The organism is Paenibacillus sp. CMAA1364, assembly GCF_054373195.1.
Genome location: NZ_JBITNB010000003.1, coordinates 109,696 through 133,451 on the forward strand (window position 1 = coordinate 109,696; position 23,756 = coordinate 133,451).

Sequence of the window (23,756 nt, forward strand, 5' to 3'; positions counted from 1 at the left end):
GATTATATTGTTGTGATTTCAGTGTTACATAATAGGGGGCCATTGTATGGAAAAAATAATGCTAAGTAACGGCCTAAGAGTAGTTATGGAAAAGATTCCAACTTGCCGTTCTGTTTCTTTCGGGATTTGGGTGAAAACGGGTTCGAGGTATGAGAATGTCCAAAATAATGGAGTTTCTCACTTCATTGAGCATATGCTTTTTAAGGGTACAGAACGTTTCGATGCCAAAGATATCGCTGAACAATTCGATGCCATTGGAGGCAATCTGAATGCGTTCACGTCGAAAGAATATACATGTTATTATGCTAAGGTGCTGGATGAGCATCTACCTATTGCAGTTGATGTGTTAGCAGATATGTTCTTTAGATCAAATATGGATGATGGTGAATTATCGAAGGAGAAGAATGTTATTCTCGAAGAAATCTCGATGTATGAGGATACACCAGATGATATCGTCCATGATTTAATGGCAAAAGCGGTTTATGGTGATCATCCACTAGCCTATCCGATCTTGGGTACACAAGTGCAATTGGAAGAAATGAAGGCGAAAGACCTCAAGGCATATATGTCAGAACACTATACAGTCGAGAATACGGTTATAAGTGTTGTTGGTAATCTTGATGATCACTTAGTAGAATTATTGGAAAAACATTTCGGTGAGTTTAACAATCATGGAAGTGAAAGTAATATCACAGTACCTAAGTTTCATAGTGAGGTCCTATTCCATAAGAAGAAGACAGAACAAAATCATATATGCTTATCTTTTCCAGGTTGTTCGATTGAGGACCCAAGACAATATGCTATGGTGTTGCTAAACAATGCTATTGGTGGTGGGATGAGTTCCCGCCTATTTCAAGAAATTCGTGAAAATCGTGGATTAGCCTACGCTGTATATTCGTACCATAGTTCTCATGCAGATAATGGTTTGTTTACTATATATGCGGGTACTGCGCCTAAACAAACCAATGAAGTCATGGAGATCACGAAGGAAATGCTATTTGAACTTGCCACGAAGGGATTATCTGCGGATGAATTGCGAAAAGGTAAAGAGCAATTGAAAGGCAGTCTGATACTCAGTCTAGAAGGGACTGGCAGCCAAATGAATCGTTTAGGTAAAAATGAATTGATGCTAGGTAGACACTATTCATTAGATGAAATGATCACAAATATAGATAATATCTCTATGGATGATGTGGATTCTGTTCTTGATCTGATGTTTAGCGAGGCATTCTCAACCGCTATGGTCGGGACTTCGAATAAAAGTATATTGGGAATAAGGGGTGATGATTTTGTTACATTACGTTCAAATTAATAGGTTATCAGGAAATGAAGATATCAAGCTTCCAGAGAAGATGTCCCGTCTTGCTTCTGGATATGATTTATACGCAGCCGTTGTGGAAGAGATTATTCTGCAACCTGGCGAACGAAAGCTAATTCCAACGGGATATGCCATTGCTATGCCGGAAGGATTAGAAGCGCAAATACGTCCTCGTAGTGGGCTTGCATTTAAACACGGAATAACGTGTCTTAACACACCCGGAACGATTGATGCAGACTATCGAGGGGAAGTTAAAGTTCTGTTGATTAATCTGGGTTCTGAGCCATTTACGATCGTGAGGAATGAAAGGATTGCTCAAATAGTATTCCAAATCGTGCCTGAAGTGGAATGGGAAATCGTGAATGAGCTTTCTGAGACTGTGCGTGGTGCTGGTGGCTTTGGTCATACAGGTAAATAATCTTGATGGGGTTTATGAATGCCGGAATAGGGCATTCATAAACTCTTTTTTTTGTTCAACATCCTTCACCCCTGTTTAGGCTGTCGCATATCATGCGATATAGTACTTGGAATTGTGAAAGGAGATACATTCTGATGCTAACTGGCGTAAGAATTGTGTTCATAGGTGGGGATGCTAGACAGATCGAAGTGATTCGGGCATGTTCTCATAAAGATGCAATCGTCACTATGGTTGGGTTCGATGAGCTTACAGATCAGTTAGGTGACATGACTAGAGTAGAGCTTACAACTGGGTTATTAGAACAAGCGGATATATTAGTATTACCTGTCATTGGCTGTAACAACGAAGGTGAAATTGCAACGGTATTCTCCTCACAACCATTACAACTACTAGAGGAACATTTCGAAGCGTTACCACAACATTGCATGGTATTTACAGGAATTGCGAAGTCCTATTTAAGAGAAATGTGCGCTACACATGAACTCCGGCTTGTTGAGCTACTGGAGCGGGATGATGTAGCAATCTATAATTCAATACCTACAGCAGAAGGCGCCATAATGATGGCTATACAGCAGACAGATTTCACGATACATGGTTCGAAATGTATGGTCTTAGGCATGGGTAGAACTGGGTTTACATTAGCCAAAAGCTTGCAAGGATTGGGAGCGAAGATAACGATGGGCGTACGATCTGAAGTGCACTTTGCTAGGGCGATCGAAATGGGCTGGGAGCCTTTTGTGACAAGGGATTTGGGCCTTAAAGTATCTGATATCAACTTGCTTTTTAATACGATACCGACTATGATGGTCACAGCACAAATCCTGTCCCAAATACCCCCAAATGCAGTTATTATTGACCTTGCTTCAGCCCCGGGTGGCTGTGATTTCCGGTTTGCGGAAAAGCGAGGCATTAAGGCACTGCTTGCTCCTGGTCTACCAGGCATCGTTGCTCCTAAGACGGCTGGCAATATCATTGCAAATGCATTGATACAGTTGATCTCAGATGAGATCAAGATTCGGGGGGATGAGAAATGAAGTGGCAGGGTAAGACGGTAGGGTATGCGATAACGGGCTCTCATTGTACGTTAGAAGAAGTAATGCCACAAGTATTGCGCTTTGTTCAAGAAGGTGCAAATGTGGTGCCAATTGTCTCAAACACGGTGCAAAATACGGATACGCGTTTTGGATCCTCACAAAATTGGTTGAAACAGTTGAAAGATATTACAGGGAATGATATTATTTCTACAATTGTTGGAGCTGAGCCTCTGGGTCCATCTAAATTATTAGATGTACTCGTTATTGGGCCTTGTACTGGAACCACAACAAGTAAATTAGCGAATGCGATGACGGATACGCCAGTCTTAATGGCAGCGAAAGCCCAGATGCGCAACGGGCGTCCATTAGTGATTGCTATTTCGACAAATGACGGATTAGGTCTGAACGCAGCAAATATTGCGAAGCTGATGGTAACGAAGAATATTTATTTTGTACCGTATGGTCAGGATAATCCTCAGCAGAAGCCTAACTCTCTCGTTGCCAAGATGGAACTTATTCCAGAGACGTGTTACGCGGCACTTAGTGGGACACAGATACAGCCCATGATCATTGAACGGTTTCATTCAGCGTAGGAACTTATATTTATATTAGATATGTTATAATTAGTTAAGGGGAGATACAGCAAATGAGCAATCAGAAATTTAATGTCGCTGTTCTAGGAGCTACAGGAGCAGTTGGTGAACAAATCATCGCATTATTGGAGAAACGTGATTTTCCAATATCTAAGTTGAAACTATTGTCTTCTGCACGTTCTGCAGGTACCGTCATTAAGTTTAAGGGTCAAGATGTAATAGTAGAAGAAGCTACTCCTGACAGTTTTGAAGGCATAAATATTGCTTTGTTTAGTGCTGGTGGAGATATCAGTAAGCAGTTCGCTCCACACGCTATTCGTCATGGTGCTATATGTATTGATAATACAAATGCCTATAGAATGGATCCAAGCACGCCACTTGTTGTTCCTGAAGTGAATGCAGAGAAGATCAATGAGCATAATGGTCTTATAGCGAATCCGAATTGTTCTACCATCCAAATGGTTGCTGCATTGAAGCCATTACAAGATACTTATGGTATCTCACGTGTCATTGTTTCAACGTATCAGGCAGTTTCTGGTGCAGGAAGCAAAGCTATTGATGAGCTGCTTCGTCAAAGTAAGGAAGTGCTTGATGGTCACCAAGTAGAGCCAGAGATCCTTCCTGTAGGCTCCCTTCCAATTAAACATCAGATTGCATTCAATGTAATCCCTCAGATTGATAAATTTGAAGAGAATGGATTTACCCTTGAAGAAATGAAAATGATGAATGAAACAAAAAAAATAATGGGTGATGAATCGATCTCGGTAACAGCAACTTGTGTTCGAGTTCCTGTAATTTATGGTCATTCTGAATCTGTATATGTAGAATTGAAAAAAGACTACAATCTAGATGAAGTAAGAACATTGCTTGAAAACGCTCCAGGGATTACAGTGATTGACGATCCATCTACGCAAGCTTATCCGCTAGCTACGGATTCAACGGGCAAACCTGATATCTTTGTTGGGCGTCTGCGTAGAGACTTTGGGCATGAGCGTGGATTAAATCTATGGATTGTTTCTGATAACCTCATTAAAGGCGCAGCTTGGAATGCAGTACAAATTGCTGAGATAGTTGCATCTAATCTTTCCGAGCACGAATAGGGTTATATTATTTGGAGGAATAGAAATGCGGACTTTAGTACAGAAATTCGGTGGTACTTCATTATCCTCTCAACAAGCTAGGGATCATGTTATTGCACATATTAGACGGGAATTGGATGCGAATTATAATATCGTAGTTGTTGTTTCCGCTATGGGTCGGCGTGGCGAACCCTATGCTACCGATACATTACTTGAATGGATTGCTCAGAATGGTAATGCGTTACCCGCCCGTGAAAAAGATATGATATTATCTTGTGGTGAAATCATATCTGCAACGACCTTATGTAGCTTATTAGAGAGTAATGGTATTGCATCTACAGTTCTTACAGGAGCTCAAGCAGGGTTCGAAACGGATGATCACTTTGGTGACGCACGTATTCTAAAAGTAGAACCTATACGAATCATAGAGGAATTGAAGAAGAATAAAGTTGTGATTGTAACTGGATTTCAAGGTCAGACCGATGCTGGAGATATCACTACCCTAGGAAGAGGTGGTAGTGATACTACAGCGACAGCATTGGGTGTCGCCCTTCGAGCTGAAATGGTTGATATATACACCGATGTGAATGGTGTGTTGACTGCAGACCCAAGAATAGTAGAAGATGCTAGACCTATATCACATGTGAGTTATAATGAAATATGTAATATGGCACATCAAGGTGCGAAGGTCATTCATCCTCGTGCGGTAGAAATTGCTATGCAAGCACAAATCCCAATACGCATACGCTCCACCTTCTCTGAGGACGAAGGGACATTAGTTACGAATCCGGAAGGATTCAGAGATGTCCAAGCAGGCGTTGTAGATCGTTTCGTCACTGGTATTGCTTACGTTAGTAATGTTACCCAGATCACTGTAGATTGCTGTGATGAATCTAGCAACCTACAGTTAAAGGTATTTAAAGCAATGGCAGAGAATTCAATAAGCGTTGATTTCATCAACGTTACAACCACTGGGGCAGTATATACTGTGTTCGATCAGCAATCTGAAAAGGCACTTTCAATCCTACAACAATTGGGAATGAAACCAAAGAGCATTGCAGGATGCGCAAAGGTATCTATCATCGGTGGTGGTATTAATGGCGTACCTGGTATAATGGCGCGAATCGTTGAATCATTAAGCGAACAACATATACAAATTCTGCAATCAGCGGATTCGAATACGACCATTTGGGTACTCGTTAAAAAGGAAGATATGGTGCAATCTTTACGTTCGCTTCATAGTACTTTTGAGTTGAATAGATAAATTGTAATAATATATGTTTTACTTACGAAGCTAATTCCGAGGAAACTAGGTCTATGCTTACGAAGAAAGTTTTCTGCGGAAAATTATTAGGAGGATCTTTATGAGCTTTGGAAGATTAATGACAGCAATGGTAACCCCGTTTGATGACCGTGGTCAGATTAACTGGGATGAAACTTCCAGACTAATTGATTATTTAATTCATGAACAAAAGACGGATTCATTGATTATCGCTGGTACTACAGGAGAATCTCCAACATTGACTGATGATGAGAAGCTTGAATTATTCCGATTTGCTGTGAAGAAAGCAAATGGTCGTTGTAAGATCATTGCAGGTACAGGTTGCAATAATACAACTCATTCCATCCATATGTCACAAGAAGCAGAGAAGCTTGGCGTTGATGGACTGTTACTAGTGGTTCCTTATTATAATAGACCTAGTCAAGAAGGTTTATTCCGTCATTTTGAAGCAATTGCTAACAGTACAGAACTACCTGTTATTCTTTATAATGTTCCAAGCCGTACTGTAGTCAGTCTTACGCCTCATACAACGTTACGATTAGCACAGATTCCCAACATTGTAGCAACGAAGGAATGTGCATCACTGGACTATGTTACACAGATCTCATCGGCAGCACCAGAAGCATTTAAGGTGTATACAGGAGATGACTCATGTGCGTTACCCGCACTTGCTGTGGGAGCTTACGGTGTCATAAGTGTTGCATCACATATTGTTGGTTCGATTATGAAGGACATGATTCAGAGCTTTCTTGATGGTAATGTGCAACAGGCCACACGACTTCATCAACAACTTTACCCTATCTTTAAGGGGATGTTCGATTGCCCTGAACCTTTACCGAATCCTGCTGCTGTGAAGTACGCTCTTCAATTAGTTGGATACCATGTAGGCGAACCGCGCCTTCCTATTCTTCCACCTAATGAGGATGAGGTAGCCTATATTAAACAACTTGTAGCTTCATTATAATTTCAAATGTTTCAGTCTCACATGAATGGGCTTCTACCTTATGAAGCTCATTTTTTTTGGAGAAATAGGCATACTTTATAGGATAGCTTAATAGTTAACAGGATCATGACTTGTTTTTTCGCTTTTTAATCATGTATAATGAAAATAAGTGACTGGGTGCGGTATGTTTTAAAATATAAATTAAATAATGGTGCACGTCCAATGCCATACAAGGAGGGTAAGATTCAAGTGTCTAAGAAATTAAATAACGATAAACTGACGATATTTGCTTTGGGCGGTGTTGGTGAAATCGGAAAGAATATGTATGTTGTACAATATGCAAATGACATTATTGTAGTTGATTCTGGATTGAAGTTTCCAGAAGAGGATATGCTCGGGATTGATATCGTTATTCCCGATATTTCTTACTTAACAGAGAACCGTGATAAAGTAAGAGGCATTCTGCTGACGCATGGTCACGAAGATCATATAGGTGGATTGCCATACGTGTTGAAGCATTTAAATGTTCCCGTATACGGAACCAAGCTCACACTAGGACTTGTTGAGAATAAATTAAAAGAAGCGAATCTGCTAGGTGAAACGAAGCGTATTCTTATTGATGAAGATTCCGTAGTTCAGATCGGTACAACGATGAAAGCTACGTTCTTCAATACAAATCATAGTATCCCAGATTCCGTTGGTATTTGCATTGCAACACCAGAAGGTAATGTAGTTCATACCGGAGACTTTAAATTTGATCATACTCCTGTAAACGGACAATTTGCTAATCTTCAGCGTATGGCCGCTATTGGACAAGAGGGTGTACTTGCACTTCTATCAGATAGTACTAATGCTGAGAAGCCTGGGTTTACACCATCTGAACGCAATGTTGGTATAGTCCTTGAGGATATATTCCGTAAAGCTTCACAACGTGTTGTTATTGCTACATTTGCATCGAATGTACATCGTATTCAACAGGTCGTGAATGCAGCAGAAGCAACGGGTCGCAAAATAACTGTCATTGGTCGTAGCATGGTGAATGTGGTTTCGATCGCTTCAGACCTTGGTCATTTAATTATTCCAGAAGGAATGCTTATTGAACCAGAAGAAGTGAATAAGATGGCGGCAGATCGTGTTGTTATTTTATGTACAGGTAGTCAAGGTGAACCGATGTCAGCTCTTACAAGAATGGCTCGTTCTACTCATCGTAAAGTAGATATATTGCCAGGTGATACGGTTATTATTGCGGCAACGCCTGTTCCGGGTAATGAGAAATTTGTCGGACGCACGATTGATGAGTTGTTCAAACTTGGAGCAGATGTCATCTACAGTGGATCTAATCCAGGTGTTCACGTATCTGGACACGGTAGCCAAGAAGAATTGAAATTAATGCTCAATCTAATGAAGCCAAAGTTCTTCATTCCAATTCACGGTGAATTCCGTATGCAACGTCGTCACGCAATGTTAGCAGAGTCTGTCGGTGTTGAGCCTCAGAATATCTTTATTACTGAGCTTGGAGAAATCGTTGAAATCGTGAATGGTTCTGCTCGTAAAGCTGGAAAAGTAACAGCAGGTAATGTATTGATTGATGGTCTAGGTGTTGGAGACGTTGGTAATATCGTTCTTCGAGATCGTAAATTGCTATCACAAGACGGTATCTTAGTTGTTGTAGTCACACTTAGTAAACAGGACGGTAGCATCATGTCAGGACCTGACATTATCTCTAGAGGATTCGTATATGTTCGTGAATCTGAAGGCCTGTTGGATGAAGCGAATCGAATTGTATCGAGCACACTTCATAAGCTAATGAGTGAGAAAGTAAATGAATGGGCTTCACTCAAAACGGGTGTTAAAGATGCTTTGGGACGTTTCTTATATGAGCAAACACGTCGCAGACCTATGATTCTTCCCATTATCATGGAAGTATAATTCATAATTAAATAGACGACTAGATATAAAGGTAAGCACACAGTCGCCCCTACACTGCAGGTAATATTGGACGGTTCCCTGCGGAGTAGGGGCATTTTATGCTCTAAAATATGTTCGTGTTTCCGTTATAGCTTACAAATCTTATGTATGTACGTGAAGTATAATTAACGTGCTATATCTCCCATACTAGCTAGGCAAGGATATTATGAGTCTGGTGAGAGGAAGATAAACTTAAGATGACAATGGAACCTAACAACAATGTAAGTAATCCTAGACCTGTGATTCATATGGAGACTGACAACCCAGATCAACATGAGGATGCCAAAACAGATGCACAGGTCGTCAATAACATACAGCAATTAGGACAAACCTCGGTGCCTAGCGGTGAGACAAATATATTCTGTATGACCATTATAGGTCAGATTGAGGGGCATATGATGCTACCTCCGCAGAATAAAACAACGAAGTATGAACATATCATTCCACAACTTGTCGCTACAGAACAAAGTGAAGATATTAAAGGTGTTGTTATTGTTCTTAATACGGTCGGTGGAGATGTTGAGGCGGGACTTGCTATAGCTGAAATGATCTCTTCGCTTACGAAACCAACAGTCACTGTAGTGATTGGTGGCGGTCATAGTATTGGTGTTCCAATTGCAGTTGCATCTACCTATTCGATTATTGCTGAAAGTGCGACTATGACGATACATCCTATCCGATTAAATGGATTAGTTATTGGCATTCCGCAAACATTTGAATATATGGAGAAGATGCAAGAAAGAGTAGTACAATTTGTTACGTCACACTCCAATATTACCGTTGAGAAATTCAAAGAGTTGATGTTCAGAACAGGAGAACTTAATCGTGATGTAGGAACAGCAGTTGGAGGGAAAGACGCAGTAAAATATGGACTGATGGATGAAGTTGGGGGGATTGGACTCGCACTCGCGAAGCTTAATACTCTTATTAAGCAACAAGAAGAGATACTTCAACCCGGGAGGCTACAATAATGACTTTATATACGATTATGCCTATGGATGCAATATGGGAAGGTAGTCTTAAAGAACCTGAACCAACCGTTGATATTGCCATTGGAAGTGGACTCATGCAAGTGATACCAATCGATCATAATCGTGCTCAGATCGTACGATTATTGAATTGCCCATTAGATTATTATTTGAATCCAGTGTATTCTCCGGGACAAATGATTCAGTATATTCCAATTCTACACAATCAGTCTTAATTCGCAGAAACAGAACATAGGTGCCCACAGAGAAATATGGTATAATATTGTTCTGGGGGTGAATCTTTTGGCCAAAAGGAAAAAGAAGAAAAAGGCGATATTTAAAAATGTTCTGAAATATGAGATATATGGCATCATTATCATTACCTTATCCGTCATTGCTTTATCTGGTGAAGCAGCAGTAGGTTGGTCACTATCCAAAATATTTGGATTAATGTTAGGTAAGTTCTATTTTATAGTTCCTCTTGTAGGAATATATTTTGGATTGACGGCTATGATTCATCGGAAATGGCCAAATGGATGGAATTCACGCAAAAGTGGTGTGATCTTGCTTGTTCTAGCGTTCACATTAATGGCGAGCATTTCGAGCTTGGAGAAAAAGTTGGCGCCTACAACTCTATTGAGCAGTAGCACGATTCTTGATCAGGCAAAGATTGACTTGCATGGTGAGTTGTTGACCCCTACGCTTGGAAATCAAAACTCAATGATGGATAAAGATATTGGAGGCGGATATATTGGCGCGTTTCAATATGCATCCCTATTCTGGTTGTTTGGTAATATAGGTGCCAAATTATTAAGAGTTGTGATGTTTATTATCAGTTTCATATTGATTACGAATCTATCTTATGTTGATTTAGTTAGGATTGTACGAACGAGATTAATGAAGGTCGGCTCTTATGTACATAAGCAATTGAATATGCGACAAGCGCTTGCAACCAAGACAGCTGCTAAGCCTAAATCTGTTGCGAAACGTAATAAGCATGTTACCTCAGATCAGCTTGTTGAAGAGGAAGATGATGATTTCGATGAAGTCATTCTTCCTAAAGAAAAACGCAATACACCCGTATTCTTTCAGTTATTTGGTACTAAGACAGCTAAAGAACATCCCATCGTAATGGATGAGGTAGAGGCTACAACCAATAAGGTCCAAGAAGATGTGATTGAAGCTGGACTACCTATAAGTACACCGATTATTCGTGATTTCTTTGAACATGTTAAATCGGAAGGGGTTTATGAAGAAGACGATCTAGAGCAAGCTTTCACTGGCCAGGAAGTGGCTGATCTGAAGGATGCAATCATGAAGACGCAAGGGGAAATTTCAGGAGAGTATCCTTCAAATGATATGATTGTTTCGGATGTTGCACAAGCGGATAATTCGATACCCAATGAGTTGGCTATGGAGGAGCTACAGCTTCTGTCAGAGACAGTTGCACCACCACCACCCAAGCCGTATATTCTTCCTCCTTTCCGCTTGTTAGGCAAGTCTAACTCATCCAATGCATCTAGTGACCAGAAGGATTATATGGAAACAGCTCGTAAACTTGAAGCGACTTTAGAAAGCTTCGGTGTCCGTGCTAAAGTGTTGGAAGTTGTACGTGGTCCTGCAGTTACACGTTATGAAATTCAACCCGATATTGGAGTGAAAGTAAGTCGAATTGTCGGCTTAACAGATGACATCGCACTTGCACTTGCTGCTAAGGACATTCGAATGGAAGCGCCCATTCCAGGTAAGTCGGCTATTGGTATTGAAGTTCCTAATCATGAAGTATCTATTGTTACGATGCGTGAAGTGATGGAGACCGCTGTCTTTCAGGAAGCTGAATCTAAGTTATCTATTGCATTCGGTAGGGATATTTCAGGACAGACCATTGTTGGTAACTTAGCCAAGATGCCACATCTACTTGTTGCAGGTGCTACAGGATCTGGGAAATCAGTCTGTATTAACGGAATTATTACAAGTATTCTTTATAAAGCTAAACCCGATGAAGTAAAATTCCTAATGGTAGATCCAAAGATGGTTGAATTGAATATGTATAACGGTATTCCACATCTGCTTGCACCCGTAGTCACTGATCCCAAACGTGCATCGTTAGCATTGAAGAAAATCGTAGTTGAAATGGAAAAGCGTTATGAACTGTTCTCGAAGTCAGGAACGAGAAATATAGAGGGTTACAATAAATTAATGAAAGATAACTTGCCTGCTGTATTACCATACATTGTAGTTATTGTAGATGAGCTTGCTGACTTAATGATGGTTGCAGCTAATGATGTGGAAGAAGCGATTACTCGCCTTGCACAGATGGCTCGTGCAGCGGGAATCCATCTGATTATTGCAACTCAACGACCTTCTGTAGATGTCATAACCGGGGTAATTAAAGCAAATATTCCTTCTAGAATTGCCTTTGGAGTCTCCTCGAACGTCGATTCTAGAACAATACTTGATATGGCAGGAGCCGAGAAGTTACTTGGTCGTGGAGATATGTTATTCATGCCAATGGGCTCATCCAAGCCAGTACGTGTTCAAGGGGCATATTTAACAGACCAAGAAGTTGAGAATATTGTTGACTTCGTACGTGGCCAAGGACAAGCTGAATATGATGAATCTCTTGTGCCGGAGATTGAAGAAACAACATCCAATGCAGATGAAATGCTCGATGATTTATATGATCAAGCTGTACAGATCATCCTCGAAGCGAAACAAGCTTCGGTATCACTGTTACAGCGTAGAATGCGAGTAGGTTATACGAGAGCAGCTCGACTTATCGATTCTATGGAAGCACGTGGCATTATTGGGCCTTACGAAGGCAGTAAGCCTAGAGAAGTCCTACTGTCTATGGAACAGTATCAACAGAATAGAATTAGTTCTTAAATTGAAAGAGTCTATCCTAAATCTATAGGGTAGACTTTTTTGTGTGACGTGTATAGGAAGCTATAAGTCTTGTCATAATAACTGCATGGAACCTAGACAACCACACAATAGAAAGGTAGAGCTAATCATATGAAAAAACCGAATGGTCTAATCTTAATGGGATTGGTACTGATACTGTCGATTTCCGTATTCGCCTTTTCGCAAGATAAAACCCTAGCAACGATGAACATGTTAGATGACCCAGAGACAGCTTCTCAACCGGTATTTAGTAGTAACGTATTTCAGTATGGCGCATCCGGAGACGATGTTTATGAATTGCAAGGCAGACTCAAGCATCTTGGTTACTATACTGGCAAGATCGACAGTAATTATGGAAACAATACACTGAAATCGGTGAAGTGGTTTCAATACGAGTTCGGGTTAAAGGTAGATGGTGTGGTAGGCCCCAAAATGAAACTAAAGCTGTATAATGCAACAAAGAATTGGAAACCAACTGCACCTAAGAATGGAACTAGCGCAACGACAGTTAAAAAACCTAGCTCAACAGAAAACAATTCATCACTGGCAACTTCGAACACGTTAGGTCTTTCCGAAAATGATCTGAAAATCATGGCCAATGCTGTGTATGGTGAGGCTCGTGGAGAACCTTTTGAAGGCCAAGTTGCGGTAGCTGCTGTAATTCTAAATCGTGTACGTTCAACCAGCTTTCCTAACACACCTTCGGGTGTGATATTTCAACCTGGCGCGTTTACAGCCGTAGCTGATGGACAAATCTACCTAGAACCAAATGATGGAGCGAGACAAGCTGTACAACAGGCGCTCAACGGTTGGGACCCTTCAGGGGGTTGTATCTATTACTTCAATCCCAAGACAGCTACTTCAAAATGGATTTGGACACGAACTCAAGTGAAAACGATTGGTGAGCATATCTTCTGTATGTAGGAATAAGTAAGCGATCGAAGGCTTGTCTTCGGTTGCTTCTTCACTTTGAGGTAGGTTAGAATGGATAATATTGCTATGTGTCAATATAATCATATAAATTATGAATTAAAGGAGACTGGGACCTTGAATAAAACGAATTTTGAACATGGTAGTGCGGGTGGTATAAGAATTCATGTTATGCCTACCAAGCGATTCAAGACGTTTGCGATATCTTTGTATGTGGGCACCCCACTTTCTGAAGAGACTGTGACATCTACAGCACTGGCACCCTTTGTATTGCGTCGCGGTACGAAATCCTACCCAGAGACTACGCAGTTTCGTGAGAGGTTAGAACAATTATACGGAGCTGGATTTGGTTTCGATGTATATAAAAGAGGCGATTATCAGATTGTAGCTTTTCGTATGGATACCATTAATGATTCCTTTGTATCGAGTGATGAGAGTTTGCTCGAATCTTCATTTGCCTTTTTAGGCGAAGTGGTTACACATCCAGTACTGGAAAATGGTCATTTTAAAGATGCTTATGTGCAAGCTGAGAAAGAGAATGTTCGTAAGAAGATGGAATCCATTATCAATGATAAGATCCGCTATGCAGCGGAACGTTGTCTTGAAGAAATGTGTCGGGATGAACCGTATCGCCTGCACCCTCTAGGACGTAGCGAGGATTTAGATGCTATTACTTCAGAGTCGTTATATAACGACTACAAGACTTGGCTTGCGCAATCAAGTATAGATCTATATGTTGTTGGTGATACAACCTTAGAGGAAATTGAGAAACTGGTTGAACAATGCTTTAACGTGGGTTCTACAACTCCTATAGCATATGCTCCTCATCAACCAATTCGTAAAGAAAACGAGGTACGAACGATTGTTGAGAAATTAGATGTTAATCAAGGAAAGTTAAATCTGGGGCTTCGTACCACCATTACTTATGCGGATGATGCTTATGCTTCTGCATTATTGTATAACGGTATTTTGGGTGGTTACCCGCATTCCAAGTTGTTCTTAAATGTTCGTGAGAAAGAGAGCTTAGCATATTACGCATCTTCAAGGTACGATGGACATAAAGGATTAGCTACCATTCAATCGGGTATCGAAGTTCAGAATTATGAAAAAGCCGTTATGATTATTAAGAATCAGTTAGAGGATATGAGGACAGGTCAGATTAGTGAGCTGGAGATGTCTCAGACGAAAGCAATGATTCGTAATCTGTTACTTGAAATGGATGATTCTGCATTTGAGATGATTTCCTTTGATTTCAATCGCCAATTGTCTGGAAAAGATCGCACGGTCCTAGAGCTTGTAGAACAGGTGGAGAATACGACAGTGGATGATGTTCATGCGGCTGCGGCGACATTTGATCTAGATACGATCTATTTCTTAAAGGGGCAGAAGGAGGAATAGCACATGGAAAGAATACATTATGAACTTTTGCAAGAAACGCTTTATCATGAAACGATGGATAATGGACTCCGTGTTTACGTTCTTCCTAAACCAGGGTTTAATAAGACGTATGCCTCATTTGCGACTCATTATGGATCTGTAGATAATCACTTCCGTGTCGAAGGGCAAGAGGAAATCGTTGTACCCGATGGGATAGCACATTTTTTGGAGCATAAAATGTTTGAAGAGCCGCAAGGCGATATCTTTGCTACATTTGCTTCGCAAGGGGCATCAGCTAACGCCTACACAAGCTTTGACCAAACAGTGTACCTATTCTCTGCAACAGACCATATTGAAGATAATATAGAGACCTTGATTAACTTTGTTCAACATCCATATTTCACAGATCAGAATGTGGATAAGGAAAAGGGTATTATTGGTCAAGAAATAGGAATGTATCAAGATAATGCGGATTGGCGTGTTTATTTTGGCTTGATTGAAGCGATGTTCAAAGTTCATCCTGTCCATATCGATATCGCAGGTACTGTTGAATCGATAAGTACGATCACCAAAGAAACATTATATTCATGTTATAAGGCTTTTTATCACCCAAGCAATATGCTTCTGTTCGTTGTTGGTGGAGTGAAGCCCGAAGAAGTGTTTCAACTCGTAAGAGATAATCAGGCGAAGAAGTCTTATGAACCTCAAGGGGCTATTGAACGTATATTCGAGCAAGAACCGGTAGAAGTGGCAGAGAAGAAAAGAGTCAAGAATCTGAGTGTTTCGATGCCTAAATGCTTATTTGGCTATAAAGATAAACATGTAGGATTAGAAGGAGAAGAACTGTTGAAGCGGGATCTTACGTCGAAGTTAATGCTTGATTTATTATTTGGTTCAAGTACGACTTTATATCAAAAACTTTATGACGAAGAACTGATCTCAGACAGCTTCGGTTATGAATATAACAGTTCATCCCATTATGGATTTTCTGTCATTGGTGGAGATACGAGAGATCCCGATTTATTGTTGAGCAGAGTCCAAGAAGAAGTAACACGAATTATAGGTGAAGGATTTCAAGAGAAAGATTTCGAACGATCACTAAAAAAGAAAGTGGGCGGATATTTACGAATGCTCAATTCACCAGAGAATATCGCTAGTGAGTTCACGAAATATCAATTCCGCGGAAGTGATTTTTTCAATGTCTTAAAGGTATATGAATCCATTACCTTAAATGAAGTGAATGATCGATTAAAGGAACATATTGATTGGAGTCAAATTGCAGTCTCGGTTGTGATTAATCCTTAATGAATCACATGGGAGGTTCATGGAGTAAATCAATTGGGGAGACTACGGTTCTCGTTACGGGTGCAAGCAAAGGCATTGGAGCAGCGATAGCAGAACGTTTCGCATCTGTAGGCATGAATGTCGTTATACATTATGGAAAGTCACATGAACAGGCGAATGAGGTCGCACGTCGTTGTATGACTCATGGTGCGAATGTACTTACGGTAGCAGCGGATCTGAGAGAAAAAGAAGAAATATACCGGATGCGTGATAAACTTATTAGCCATGGAATGATGCCCGATATTCTTGTTAATAATGCGGGAATATCACATTATGGATTACTCTCAGATGTAACTGAAGAGATCTGGGATGATGTCATGTCAACGAACTTAAAAAGTGTATTTTTGTGTACGCAAGCTTTTATGAGTAACATGATAGCGCAACGATGGGGTCGTATCATCAATGTATCTTCGGTATGGGGAATATCTGGCGCATCTTGTGAAGTCGTATACTCAACTAGCAAGGGTGGATTAAATGCTTTTACAAAAGCTCTGGCAAAGGAACTTGCACCGTCAGGGATTTCTGTCAATGCAGTAGCTCCTGGTGCTGTGGATACCTCTATGCTTGATTCGTTTCAAGAAAGTGACATTGCACTAATTGAAGAGGATATACCAGCAGGGAGACTAGGTCATCCTGATGAAATATCTTCACTTGTGTATTTCCTAGCACTCCCTGAGTCGGGATATATTAATGGGCAAGTCATTAGTCCTAATGGAGGTTGGGTTACGTGAGTTTAAATGTTTCCAACAACTTCCCGTATAATGAGGTCTGATTAAGCTCATATTATAACTGTTGATTTTAAATCTCATGCATCAGGCAAAGGAGGATTTAATATGTCATCAACCGTTATAAAAAACTTTGATAGCTGGAAGAAGTTCTTGGGTGAGCGTGTAGTTCAAGCTCAAAAATTAGGGATGAGTGAAGATACGATCTCTAAATTAGCCTACGAAATCGGTGACTTTCTAGACCAGAGAGTTGACCCGCAGAATGCCTCCAACCGAACACTGAAAGAATTGTGGGAAGTTGGAAATAAAGATGAGCGGCATACCATTGCACGTCTCATGGTGAAGCTTGCCAAGAGAAACGCATAGTTCCGTGAGAAAAGCTCCCTTCATGGGAGCTTTTCTACAATCATTATGGAGTTGACCTTGCCTTTCGGAATAATTTTATATATCATTAACATGACCCATGACTGAAATTGGTATTCACAACTTCTTTCAAGATGCGATTTGGCGTCTCATGTCAAATATGTGGGTAATGTGTCGTGTAGATTTCGTGATACATAGGAATAGATAACTTATTAAACCAAACATGAATATATTAGCCTTTATGGCGTGATAGATGAATGGAACTTTATTATTAAATGATTATAGCAGGAGTTGATGAAATGTCTGAACTGGGTCAACAATTAAGGGAAGCCAGACTTGAAAAGGGAATGAGTCTAGATGATGTGCAGGAAATGACGAAGATTCGCAAAAGATATTTAGAAGCCATAGAGGCTGGTGATTATAAAGTTCTGCCAGGAAATTTCTATGTGCGAGCATTTATTAAGACGTATGCGGAGACGGTTGGTATTCATCCTGATGAACTATTGGAAGGCAATAAGGAATTATCTCCCCCACCTATGGAAGGATCTATGGAACCGATTATACAGAAACGCTCAACCAATCGTGCACCGAAAGAACGAAATGTGAAATGGCTATCTACCGCATTGATGTGGACGTTCCTCATACTCATCTTAGCGGTTATGTATATATATCTATCATCGAGAGAGAGTAAACCTAAAAATAATGTAGTCGATTCGGATCAGAAAATAACGGGCACGATCAACGATCCTGCCAATGAGAACGATAACGCTGCAACACCTCCGGCAAATGAAGAAAGTCCTACACCTGATAACAGCATAGAGGAAGTCCCTGGTGCAAATGAAGAACCACCAACAGAAGAAGTTCCACCCGTTGAGCCTCAAGAGATAACCGTTGCAGAAGATGGGAAGAAAGGCAAGAATACAATCATCAAAGTAACTGGACCTGAAGCTGTTAAAGTGCCCGTGGAGATTAAAGCTAGTGGTAAGAGTTGGGTTGAAGTCTACCGAGGCAAAGATTCTACAGGAGAAAAGCTATACTTTGGTAACACGGAAGCTGGCGATATACTGACTTTTGAATTAGACAGCAGTAACATGTTAATTAAATCAGGTTATTCTCCAGCAACTGTAATTACAGTTGCAGGTCAGCCGATTACCGATGGTAAAACAACATCAAGATTCTTAATCCAGCTTGAATCTGCCAATACTGAAGCAACAACTGGCGAATAATTTTTGCTTATGACGGAAATAATAAGATTATCTCCACAAGGATATAGTCAACATATTACCGTTAGAGAGAGGTGTTCGTTATGACAGTAAGTTGGATTGTAACTGGGGTAGGTATTATCGTGAGTATCCTAGGTTATTATTTAGCCCCTAGTGCATGGGGATATGGTATTTTAGGATTTGGACTTGCTCATGTTGTGCTCGGCGTTCTTGATATGTTTCGACAACCTTCGAGAAGCAGATAGTTCGTTTGTAAAGATGATTTTTATTTTATAAGATGTGCTTACAAAGAAACGGATACCGTCCATATTCTGGGACGGTTAAGCCGTTTCTTCGTATGACAATAGCATTCATTGATAGAATCATATAGGATGACAAAACAAGCATAGAGAGGATGTTGAATGATGAGTTCAGAAAGTTCTTTTGACATTGTATCGAAATTTGATTTGAACGAAATGAATAATGCCATCACGCAAGCAGAGAAAGAAATTGAATCGAGATTCGATTTCAAAGGAAGTAAGAGTAGTCTGAAATTAGATAAAGATGCTCTTGTTATTTCTTCAGAGGATGAATATAAGTTGAATGCCGTAATTGATATTTTGCAATCTAAGATGGTTAAAAGAGGGTTGACTCTAAAAAATGTAGACTACGGTAAAATTGAGCCAGCATCTTTAGGAACTGTCAGACAGAAGCTGACATTGAAACAAGGAATTGATCAAGATAATGCCAAAAAGATAAATATCCTTATCCGAGATTCGAAATTGAAAGTAAAAAGCCAGATTCAAGGTGATCAGGTTCGTGTGACAGGTAAAAGTAAAAATGATTTACAAGAAATTATGCAATTGTTACGTAAAGCGGATCTCTCTTTAGATCTTCAATTTATGAACATGAAGTAATAGTCAATCGCCTTTTGACACTGAATAATCCATATATTATACTTGAAAAGATTCATCTAGAAATGAATGGATTATATCACTGGGGGAGCATGAATAATGACAGATAGAGTCCAAAGTATACGAATGAACTGTGGTTTGCTTGTCGTAACATTACATCCGATACACAGGGAGGTTATCCTGTGAATTTACCTAATCGAATCACTGTAGCGCGAATTTGTCTAATTCCAATCATGATGATATTTTTATTGGTTGATTTTAGTTTCTATCCCGCACCGATCGTGTGGGGAGCATACGAATTGCCATTTAACCAATTAATTGCTGCTATTATCTTTATAATTGCTGCAAGCACCGATGGCATTGATGGTTATTTAGCACGTAAGAATAATTTGGTTACTGATCTAGGTAAGTTATTAGATCCCTTGGCGGATAAATTGTTAGTGGCAGCTGTCTTAATTTCACTTGTACAAATGGGGAAATGTGATGGTTGGATTGTTATTATCATTATCAGTAGAGAGTTCGCCGTAACAGGACTTCGTCAGATTGCTCTTCTGCAAGGCAAAGTAGTGGCAGCAAGCAATTGGGGGAAGATTAAGACTGTTGTTCAGATTGTTGCAATCATAGCTATGCTTATTAATAATTTCCCGTTCGTATTTCTATCCATTCCTTTTGATGTGATAGCCACTTGGGCCGCTGGTCTGATTACACTATACTCTGGGATTGATTATTTCGTTAAGAATAAAGACATACTTAATTTGTCAAATAGCTAATCGTATATATGAATTGTACCATTGGACAGTAGGATGTTATCCTATTGTCTTTTCTTTCAAATTCTAAAGTAAGTTATGGGTGATTCGATAAGAAGTGGAGGATTTAAGGATGAAGGCAGAGATTATTGCAGTAGGAACAGAGTTATTACTAGGACAGATTGTAAACACAAATGCTCAATTCCTGTCTCAGGAACTGGCTACACTAGGTATTGACGTATATTTCCAAACGGTTGTTGGAGATAATCTGATGAGGCTACAAGACTCGATCGCTGCGGCAAGTCAGCGAGCAGACATTATAGTCTTAACAGGTGGTATTGGACCGACGCAAGATGATCTTACGAAAGAAGCACTTGCAGCATTATTAGGGAGAAAGTTACATATTGACCGTCTAGCTATGGACCAGATTGAGAATTTCTTTCATAGTCGCAATGCCCATATGAGCGAGAATAATCGTAGGCAGGCAACGGTTATTGAAGGTAGCACACCACTATCCAACTCAACAGGATTAGCGGTGGGGAATGCTTTATCGCATGAGGGTAAATACTATATTATTCTTCCTGGACCCCCCAAAGAAATGGCCCCAATGTTCCATGAACAGGCTAAACCATGGTTATTGCAACATGCACTGACGAATGAAATGCCGATTTATTCAACTATGTTAAAGTTCGCTGGTATTGGGGAGTCTGCACTTGAAGAACGACTTATAGAGCTGATTCAGAATCAAAGTGACCCAACCATTGCTCCTTACGCTAAGGAGGGGGAAGTTACCGTTCGTATATCCACCAAAGCAGACAGTAAACAAGAAGCTATGGTGAAGTTGCATAAGATAGAAGAACAGATTGCAACTTTACTTCCTTATCATTTGTATGCAACTGAAGATATCCCTATCGAGAAAAGAATTGTCGACATGATGACAGATCGTAAGTTGACATTAGGTGTAGCAGAGAGCTGTACGGGTGGGTTGTTTATGGAGAGAATTACATCAGTGCCTGGAAGCGCGACAATATTATTAGGTGGGATCGTCTGCTATTCTAATCAATTGAAGGAAAAGCTTTTGAACGTTCCTCATGACCTACTTGAAGGAGAAGATGCACCTGGCGCTGTAAGTGCGGAAGTCGCCCAAGTACTTGCAGAACAGGTTAGAATGATTGCAGACACCGACTTTGGTCTGTCCATTACAGGCGTTGCTGGTCCAGGATTCTCTGAACGTAAACCTGTAGGACTTGTCTTTGTCGCGATCGCACAACGTGGAAGACAGACGGAAGTGCATGAATTGAACCTGAAAGGCAATCGTGAGTCTATTCGGATTCGTTCGGTGAAAAGTTTGATGTATCGATTGTGGTTAAATATGACAGAAGAAGATAAACTTCAACAAGACAGTTGAAGGATGGATATAGCTAGATGTATAATGAAGTTATAACGGAAGAACCGTGGCAGAATAAATACTTTTGCTACGGTTCTTTGTCTATTGTGTGGGACTCGTATCAAAAGATAAGGGAGGGTCCAATAAACACAAAGACGAATGTATGTTCGAAAAAATGCTTGGCAAACGATCTAAAACAAGGTATCATAATATTATAAATATTGAAGGATGTGAGTCAATTGTCAGATCGTCGTGCAGCGCTAGATGTAGCGCTTCGTCAAATAGAGAAGCAATTCGGTAAAGGTTCCATTATGAAGTTGGGTGAATCAACAAATATGAATGTGGAGGTAACCTCCAGTGGATCGATAGCACTAGATATTGCACTTGGTGTGGGTGGGTTCCCGAAAGGTCGTATTATTGAAGTCTATGGTCCAGAGTCTTCGGGTAAGACGACAGTGGCTTTACATGCAATTGCTGAGGTGCAGAAGGCTGGCGGAACGGCTGCATTCATTGATGCTGAACATGCTTTGGATCCTAAATATGCTAGTAATCTTGGGGTTAATATTGATGAGTTGTTATTATCACAGCCGGATACGGGTGAACAAGCTTTAGAAATCGCAGAAGCACTTGTACGTAGTGGCGCAGTGGATATCATTGTTGTTGACTCTGTGGCTGCACTAGTACCGAAGGCTGAGATTGAAGGCGATATGGGAGATTCACACGTGGGTCTACAGGCTCGCCTGATGTCACAAGCATTGCGTAAGTTATCTGGTGTTATCAGTAAATCTAAGACAACTGCTATCTTTATTAATCAGCTTCGTGAGAAGATTGGTGTGATGTTCGGTAATCCAGAGACGACACCTGGTGGACGAGCTCTCAAATTCTATGCGACCATTCGATTGGATGTTCGTAGAGTCGAGAGCATCAAGAACGGGAATGATATTGTAGGTAATCGCACCAAGATCAAAGTTGTGAAGAACAAAGTTGCGCCACCTTTCAAACAAGCGGACGTTGACATGATGTACGGCCTAGGTATTTCTAAAGAAGGTAGTATCGTAGATATCGGAACAGAATTAGATATCGTAAATAAGAGTGGTGCTTGGTACTCTTACGAAGGCGAGCGCTTAGGTCAAGGTCGAGAGAATGCGAAACAATTCTTGAAAGATCATCCGGATATCTCGGATACGATTGAGAAGAAGATTCGTGTAGCAAGCAATTTAACGAATGAGGTCATTCCTCCAACGGCTAAGGAACTAGAGAAGGATGAGTTAGAAGAGAAGGAACTTTTGGAAATGGAATAGTTCGTTTATAGTACTAATCGGATATGTTATTACATCAAGGTGCCCGTAATCATATTACGTGGGCACCTTTTATGGTGTCTAAGAACCTATTCTTTATTGGAAAGGGGGTAATTGAATTCATGGATGAAGAGGTTACAACTATAATTAGTCATTTTCCTACGGATATGGAGTTAGTAATTACGGAAGTGAAGCGTGAGCCTAGGCAGAAATATAGGTATTTGATATCCTTTGAATCCTACGATCTTTCGGTTCATGAAGATGTGATGATTAAATATAGAATGGTGAAAGGAAACACCTTCTGGAGACATGAATTAGAAGAGATTATATTATCTGATGAGAAGCAACGAGGGTATGTTCATGCATTAAAGTATTTAGAAAGGAAAGCACGTACCTGTAAAGAAATAGCAACTAGACTACGTGAGAAGGAAACGTCACCTGCGGTCATTGAGGAGGTGTTAGAGCGATTAAGTCGTGATGGTCTAGTAAATGATGCACTATATGCTCAACAGTGGACAGAGCAGCGGATTAAGCGTCAACGCAAGGGCAAACTATGGATAAGTCAGGAGTTAAGACAAAAAGGTGTCGAGAAAACACTCATTGTAGAAGCACTAGATAGTGTGAGTTCCGAAGATGAATTTGAAAGTGCATTTATTATAGGTAGAAAGAAGTGGAGTCAGACCAAGGGGGAGACGTTGGATAAGAAGCGCAAGACAGGGTCTTATCTGATGCGTCGTGGGTTTACCGGTGATTTAGTGAGACGTGTGCTAAATTGCATAATACAAGATGAAGATGAACAAGTCGAAGAAGATGATGATTATACGTTCGAATAAATAAGAATATATGGGATTCCTGCTGATTCCCTTGACAATATCTTTTGACAAATACTAAAATGAAAAAGAATCTATATTCACATAGGGAATCTTTTTCCTTCCAAAAGAGATTCTAACTATGAGATATATG

At 40.3% G+C, this 23,756-nt stretch carries 23 protein-coding genes; all 23 read left to right on the forward strand.

Annotated elements, in window-relative coordinates; translation table 11 throughout:
- Positions 1-46: 46 nt before the first annotated feature.
- The 23 genes from ACH8E3_RS03925 (at position 47) to ACH8E3_RS04035 (ending at position 23,626) form a co-directional block, all read left to right on the forward strand.
- Positions 47-1,312, forward strand: coding sequence for a M16 family metallopeptidase (locus ACH8E3_RS03925; RefSeq protein WP_458631297.1), 1,266 nt, complete (start codon positions 47-49; stop codon positions 1,310-1,312).
- Positions 1,290-1,736: a dUTP diphosphatase gene (gene dut, locus ACH8E3_RS03930; protein WP_458631298.1), complete on the forward strand. Its 447-nt coding sequence runs from the start codon at positions 1,290-1,292 to the stop codon at positions 1,734-1,736. The genes ACH8E3_RS03925 and dut overlap by 23 nt, the downstream gene beginning before the upstream one ends.
- 134 nt (positions 1,737-1,870) lie before the next feature.
- Positions 1,871-2,770, forward strand: a complete 900-nt coding sequence (gene dpsA / locus ACH8E3_RS03935; protein ID WP_458631299.1) for a dipicolinate synthase subunit DpsA — start codon at positions 1,871-1,873, stop codon at positions 2,768-2,770.
- Positions 2,767-3,363, forward strand: a complete 597-nt coding sequence (locus ACH8E3_RS03940; RefSeq protein WP_458631300.1) for a dipicolinate synthase subunit B — start codon at positions 2,767-2,769, stop codon at positions 3,361-3,363. The genes dpsA and ACH8E3_RS03940 overlap by 4 nt, the downstream gene beginning before the upstream one ends.
- A gap of 53 nt (positions 3,364-3,416) precedes the next feature.
- Entirely contained in the window at positions 3,417-4,463 is a 1,047-nt protein-coding gene (locus ACH8E3_RS03945) for an aspartate-semialdehyde dehydrogenase (RefSeq protein ID WP_458631301.1), read from the forward strand.
- 25 nt (positions 4,464-4,488) lie between these two features.
- Positions 4,489-5,706, forward strand: a complete 1,218-nt coding sequence (dapG, locus tag ACH8E3_RS03950) for an aspartate kinase (RefSeq protein ID WP_458631302.1) — start codon at positions 4,489-4,491, stop codon at positions 5,704-5,706.
- Positions 5,707-5,806: 100 nt separating this feature from the next.
- Entirely contained in the window at positions 5,807-6,688 is an 882-nt protein-coding gene (gene dapA, locus ACH8E3_RS03955; protein WP_458631303.1) for a 4-hydroxy-tetrahydrodipicolinate synthase, read from the forward strand.
- Positions 6,689-6,916: 228 nt separating this feature from the next.
- On the forward strand, positions 6,917-8,596 hold the full coding sequence (locus ACH8E3_RS03960; RefSeq protein WP_458631304.1) for a ribonuclease J: 1,680 nt from the start codon (positions 6,917-6,919) through the stop codon (positions 8,594-8,596).
- A 242-nt stretch (positions 8,597-8,838) separates the two neighbouring features.
- Positions 8,839-9,606 (forward strand): ClpP family protease, encoded by a 768-nt coding sequence (locus ACH8E3_RS03965; protein WP_458631425.1) that lies wholly within the window; start codon positions 8,839-8,841, stop codon positions 9,604-9,606.
- The gene (locus tag ACH8E3_RS03970; protein WP_458631305.1) at positions 9,606-9,839 is read left to right on the forward strand and encodes a YlzJ-like family protein; all 234 of its coding nucleotides are present in this window, start codon (positions 9,606-9,608) and stop codon (positions 9,837-9,839) included. Before ACH8E3_RS03965 ends, ACH8E3_RS03970 begins: the two co-directional genes overlap by 1 nt.
- A gap of 67 nt (positions 9,840-9,906) precedes the next feature.
- Complete coding sequence (locus tag ACH8E3_RS03975; protein ID WP_458631306.1) at positions 9,907-12,489, forward strand: FtsK/SpoIIIE family DNA translocase; 2,583 nt, start codon at positions 9,907-9,909, stop codon at positions 12,487-12,489.
- A gap of 129 nt (positions 12,490-12,618) precedes the next feature.
- Complete coding sequence (sleB, locus tag ACH8E3_RS03980; RefSeq protein ID WP_458631307.1) at positions 12,619-13,431, forward strand: spore cortex-lytic enzyme; 813 nt, start codon at positions 12,619-12,621, stop codon at positions 13,429-13,431.
- Positions 13,432-13,554: 123 nt separating this feature from the next.
- Positions 13,555-14,835, forward strand: coding sequence for an EF-P 5-aminopentanol modification-associated protein YfmF (yfmF, locus tag ACH8E3_RS03985; protein ID WP_458631308.1), 1,281 nt, complete (start codon positions 13,555-13,557; stop codon positions 14,833-14,835).
- A 3-nt stretch (positions 14,836-14,838) separates the two neighbouring features.
- Positions 14,839-16,119 carry an EF-P 5-aminopentanol modification-associated protein YfmH gene (gene yfmH / locus ACH8E3_RS03990; protein WP_458631309.1) on the forward strand — a complete coding sequence of 427 codons (1,281 nt, stop codon included), beginning with the start codon at positions 14,839-14,841 and terminating at the stop codon, positions 16,117-16,119.
- Positions 16,119-16,889 (forward strand): elongation factor P 5-aminopentanone reductase, encoded by a 771-nt coding sequence (gene ymfI, locus ACH8E3_RS03995; protein ID WP_458631310.1) that lies wholly within the window; start codon positions 16,119-16,121, stop codon positions 16,887-16,889. Before yfmH ends, ymfI begins: the two co-directional genes overlap by 1 nt.
- A gap of 102 nt (positions 16,890-16,991) precedes the next feature.
- Complete coding sequence (locus tag ACH8E3_RS04000) at positions 16,992-17,249, forward strand: DUF3243 domain-containing protein (RefSeq protein ID WP_458631311.1); 258 nt, start codon at positions 16,992-16,994, stop codon at positions 17,247-17,249.
- A 296-nt stretch (positions 17,250-17,545) separates the two neighbouring features.
- Positions 17,546-18,472, forward strand: a complete 927-nt coding sequence (locus tag ACH8E3_RS04005) for a helix-turn-helix domain-containing protein (protein ID WP_458631312.1) — start codon at positions 17,546-17,548, stop codon at positions 18,470-18,472.
- A gap of 80 nt (positions 18,473-18,552) precedes the next feature.
- Positions 18,553-18,714 (forward strand): hypothetical protein, encoded by a 162-nt coding sequence (locus ACH8E3_RS04010; protein ID WP_458631313.1) that lies wholly within the window; start codon positions 18,553-18,555, stop codon positions 18,712-18,714.
- Positions 18,715-18,873: 159 nt separating this feature from the next.
- Complete coding sequence (locus tag ACH8E3_RS04015) at positions 18,874-19,365, forward strand: YajQ family cyclic di-GMP-binding protein (RefSeq protein ID WP_458631426.1); 492 nt, start codon at positions 18,874-18,876, stop codon at positions 19,363-19,365.
- Positions 19,366-19,544: 179 nt separating this feature from the next.
- On the forward strand, positions 19,545-20,132 hold the full coding sequence (gene pgsA / locus ACH8E3_RS04020) for a CDP-diacylglycerol--glycerol-3-phosphate 3-phosphatidyltransferase (RefSeq protein ID WP_458631314.1): 588 nt from the start codon (positions 19,545-19,547) through the stop codon (positions 20,130-20,132).
- 109 nt (positions 20,133-20,241) lie between these two features.
- Positions 20,242-21,516: a competence/damage-inducible protein A gene (locus ACH8E3_RS04025; protein WP_458631315.1), complete on the forward strand. Its 1,275-nt coding sequence runs from the start codon at positions 20,242-20,244 to the stop codon at positions 21,514-21,516.
- 218 nt (positions 21,517-21,734) lie between these two features.
- Entirely contained in the window at positions 21,735-22,796 is a 1,062-nt protein-coding gene (gene recA / locus ACH8E3_RS04030) for a recombinase RecA (protein ID WP_458631316.1), read from the forward strand.
- Positions 22,797-22,915: 119 nt separating this feature from the next.
- Positions 22,916-23,626: a regulatory protein RecX gene (locus tag ACH8E3_RS04035; RefSeq protein WP_458631317.1), complete on the forward strand. Its 711-nt coding sequence runs from the start codon at positions 22,916-22,918 to the stop codon at positions 23,624-23,626.
- The last annotated feature ends 130 nt before the right edge of the window (positions 23,627-23,756 follow it).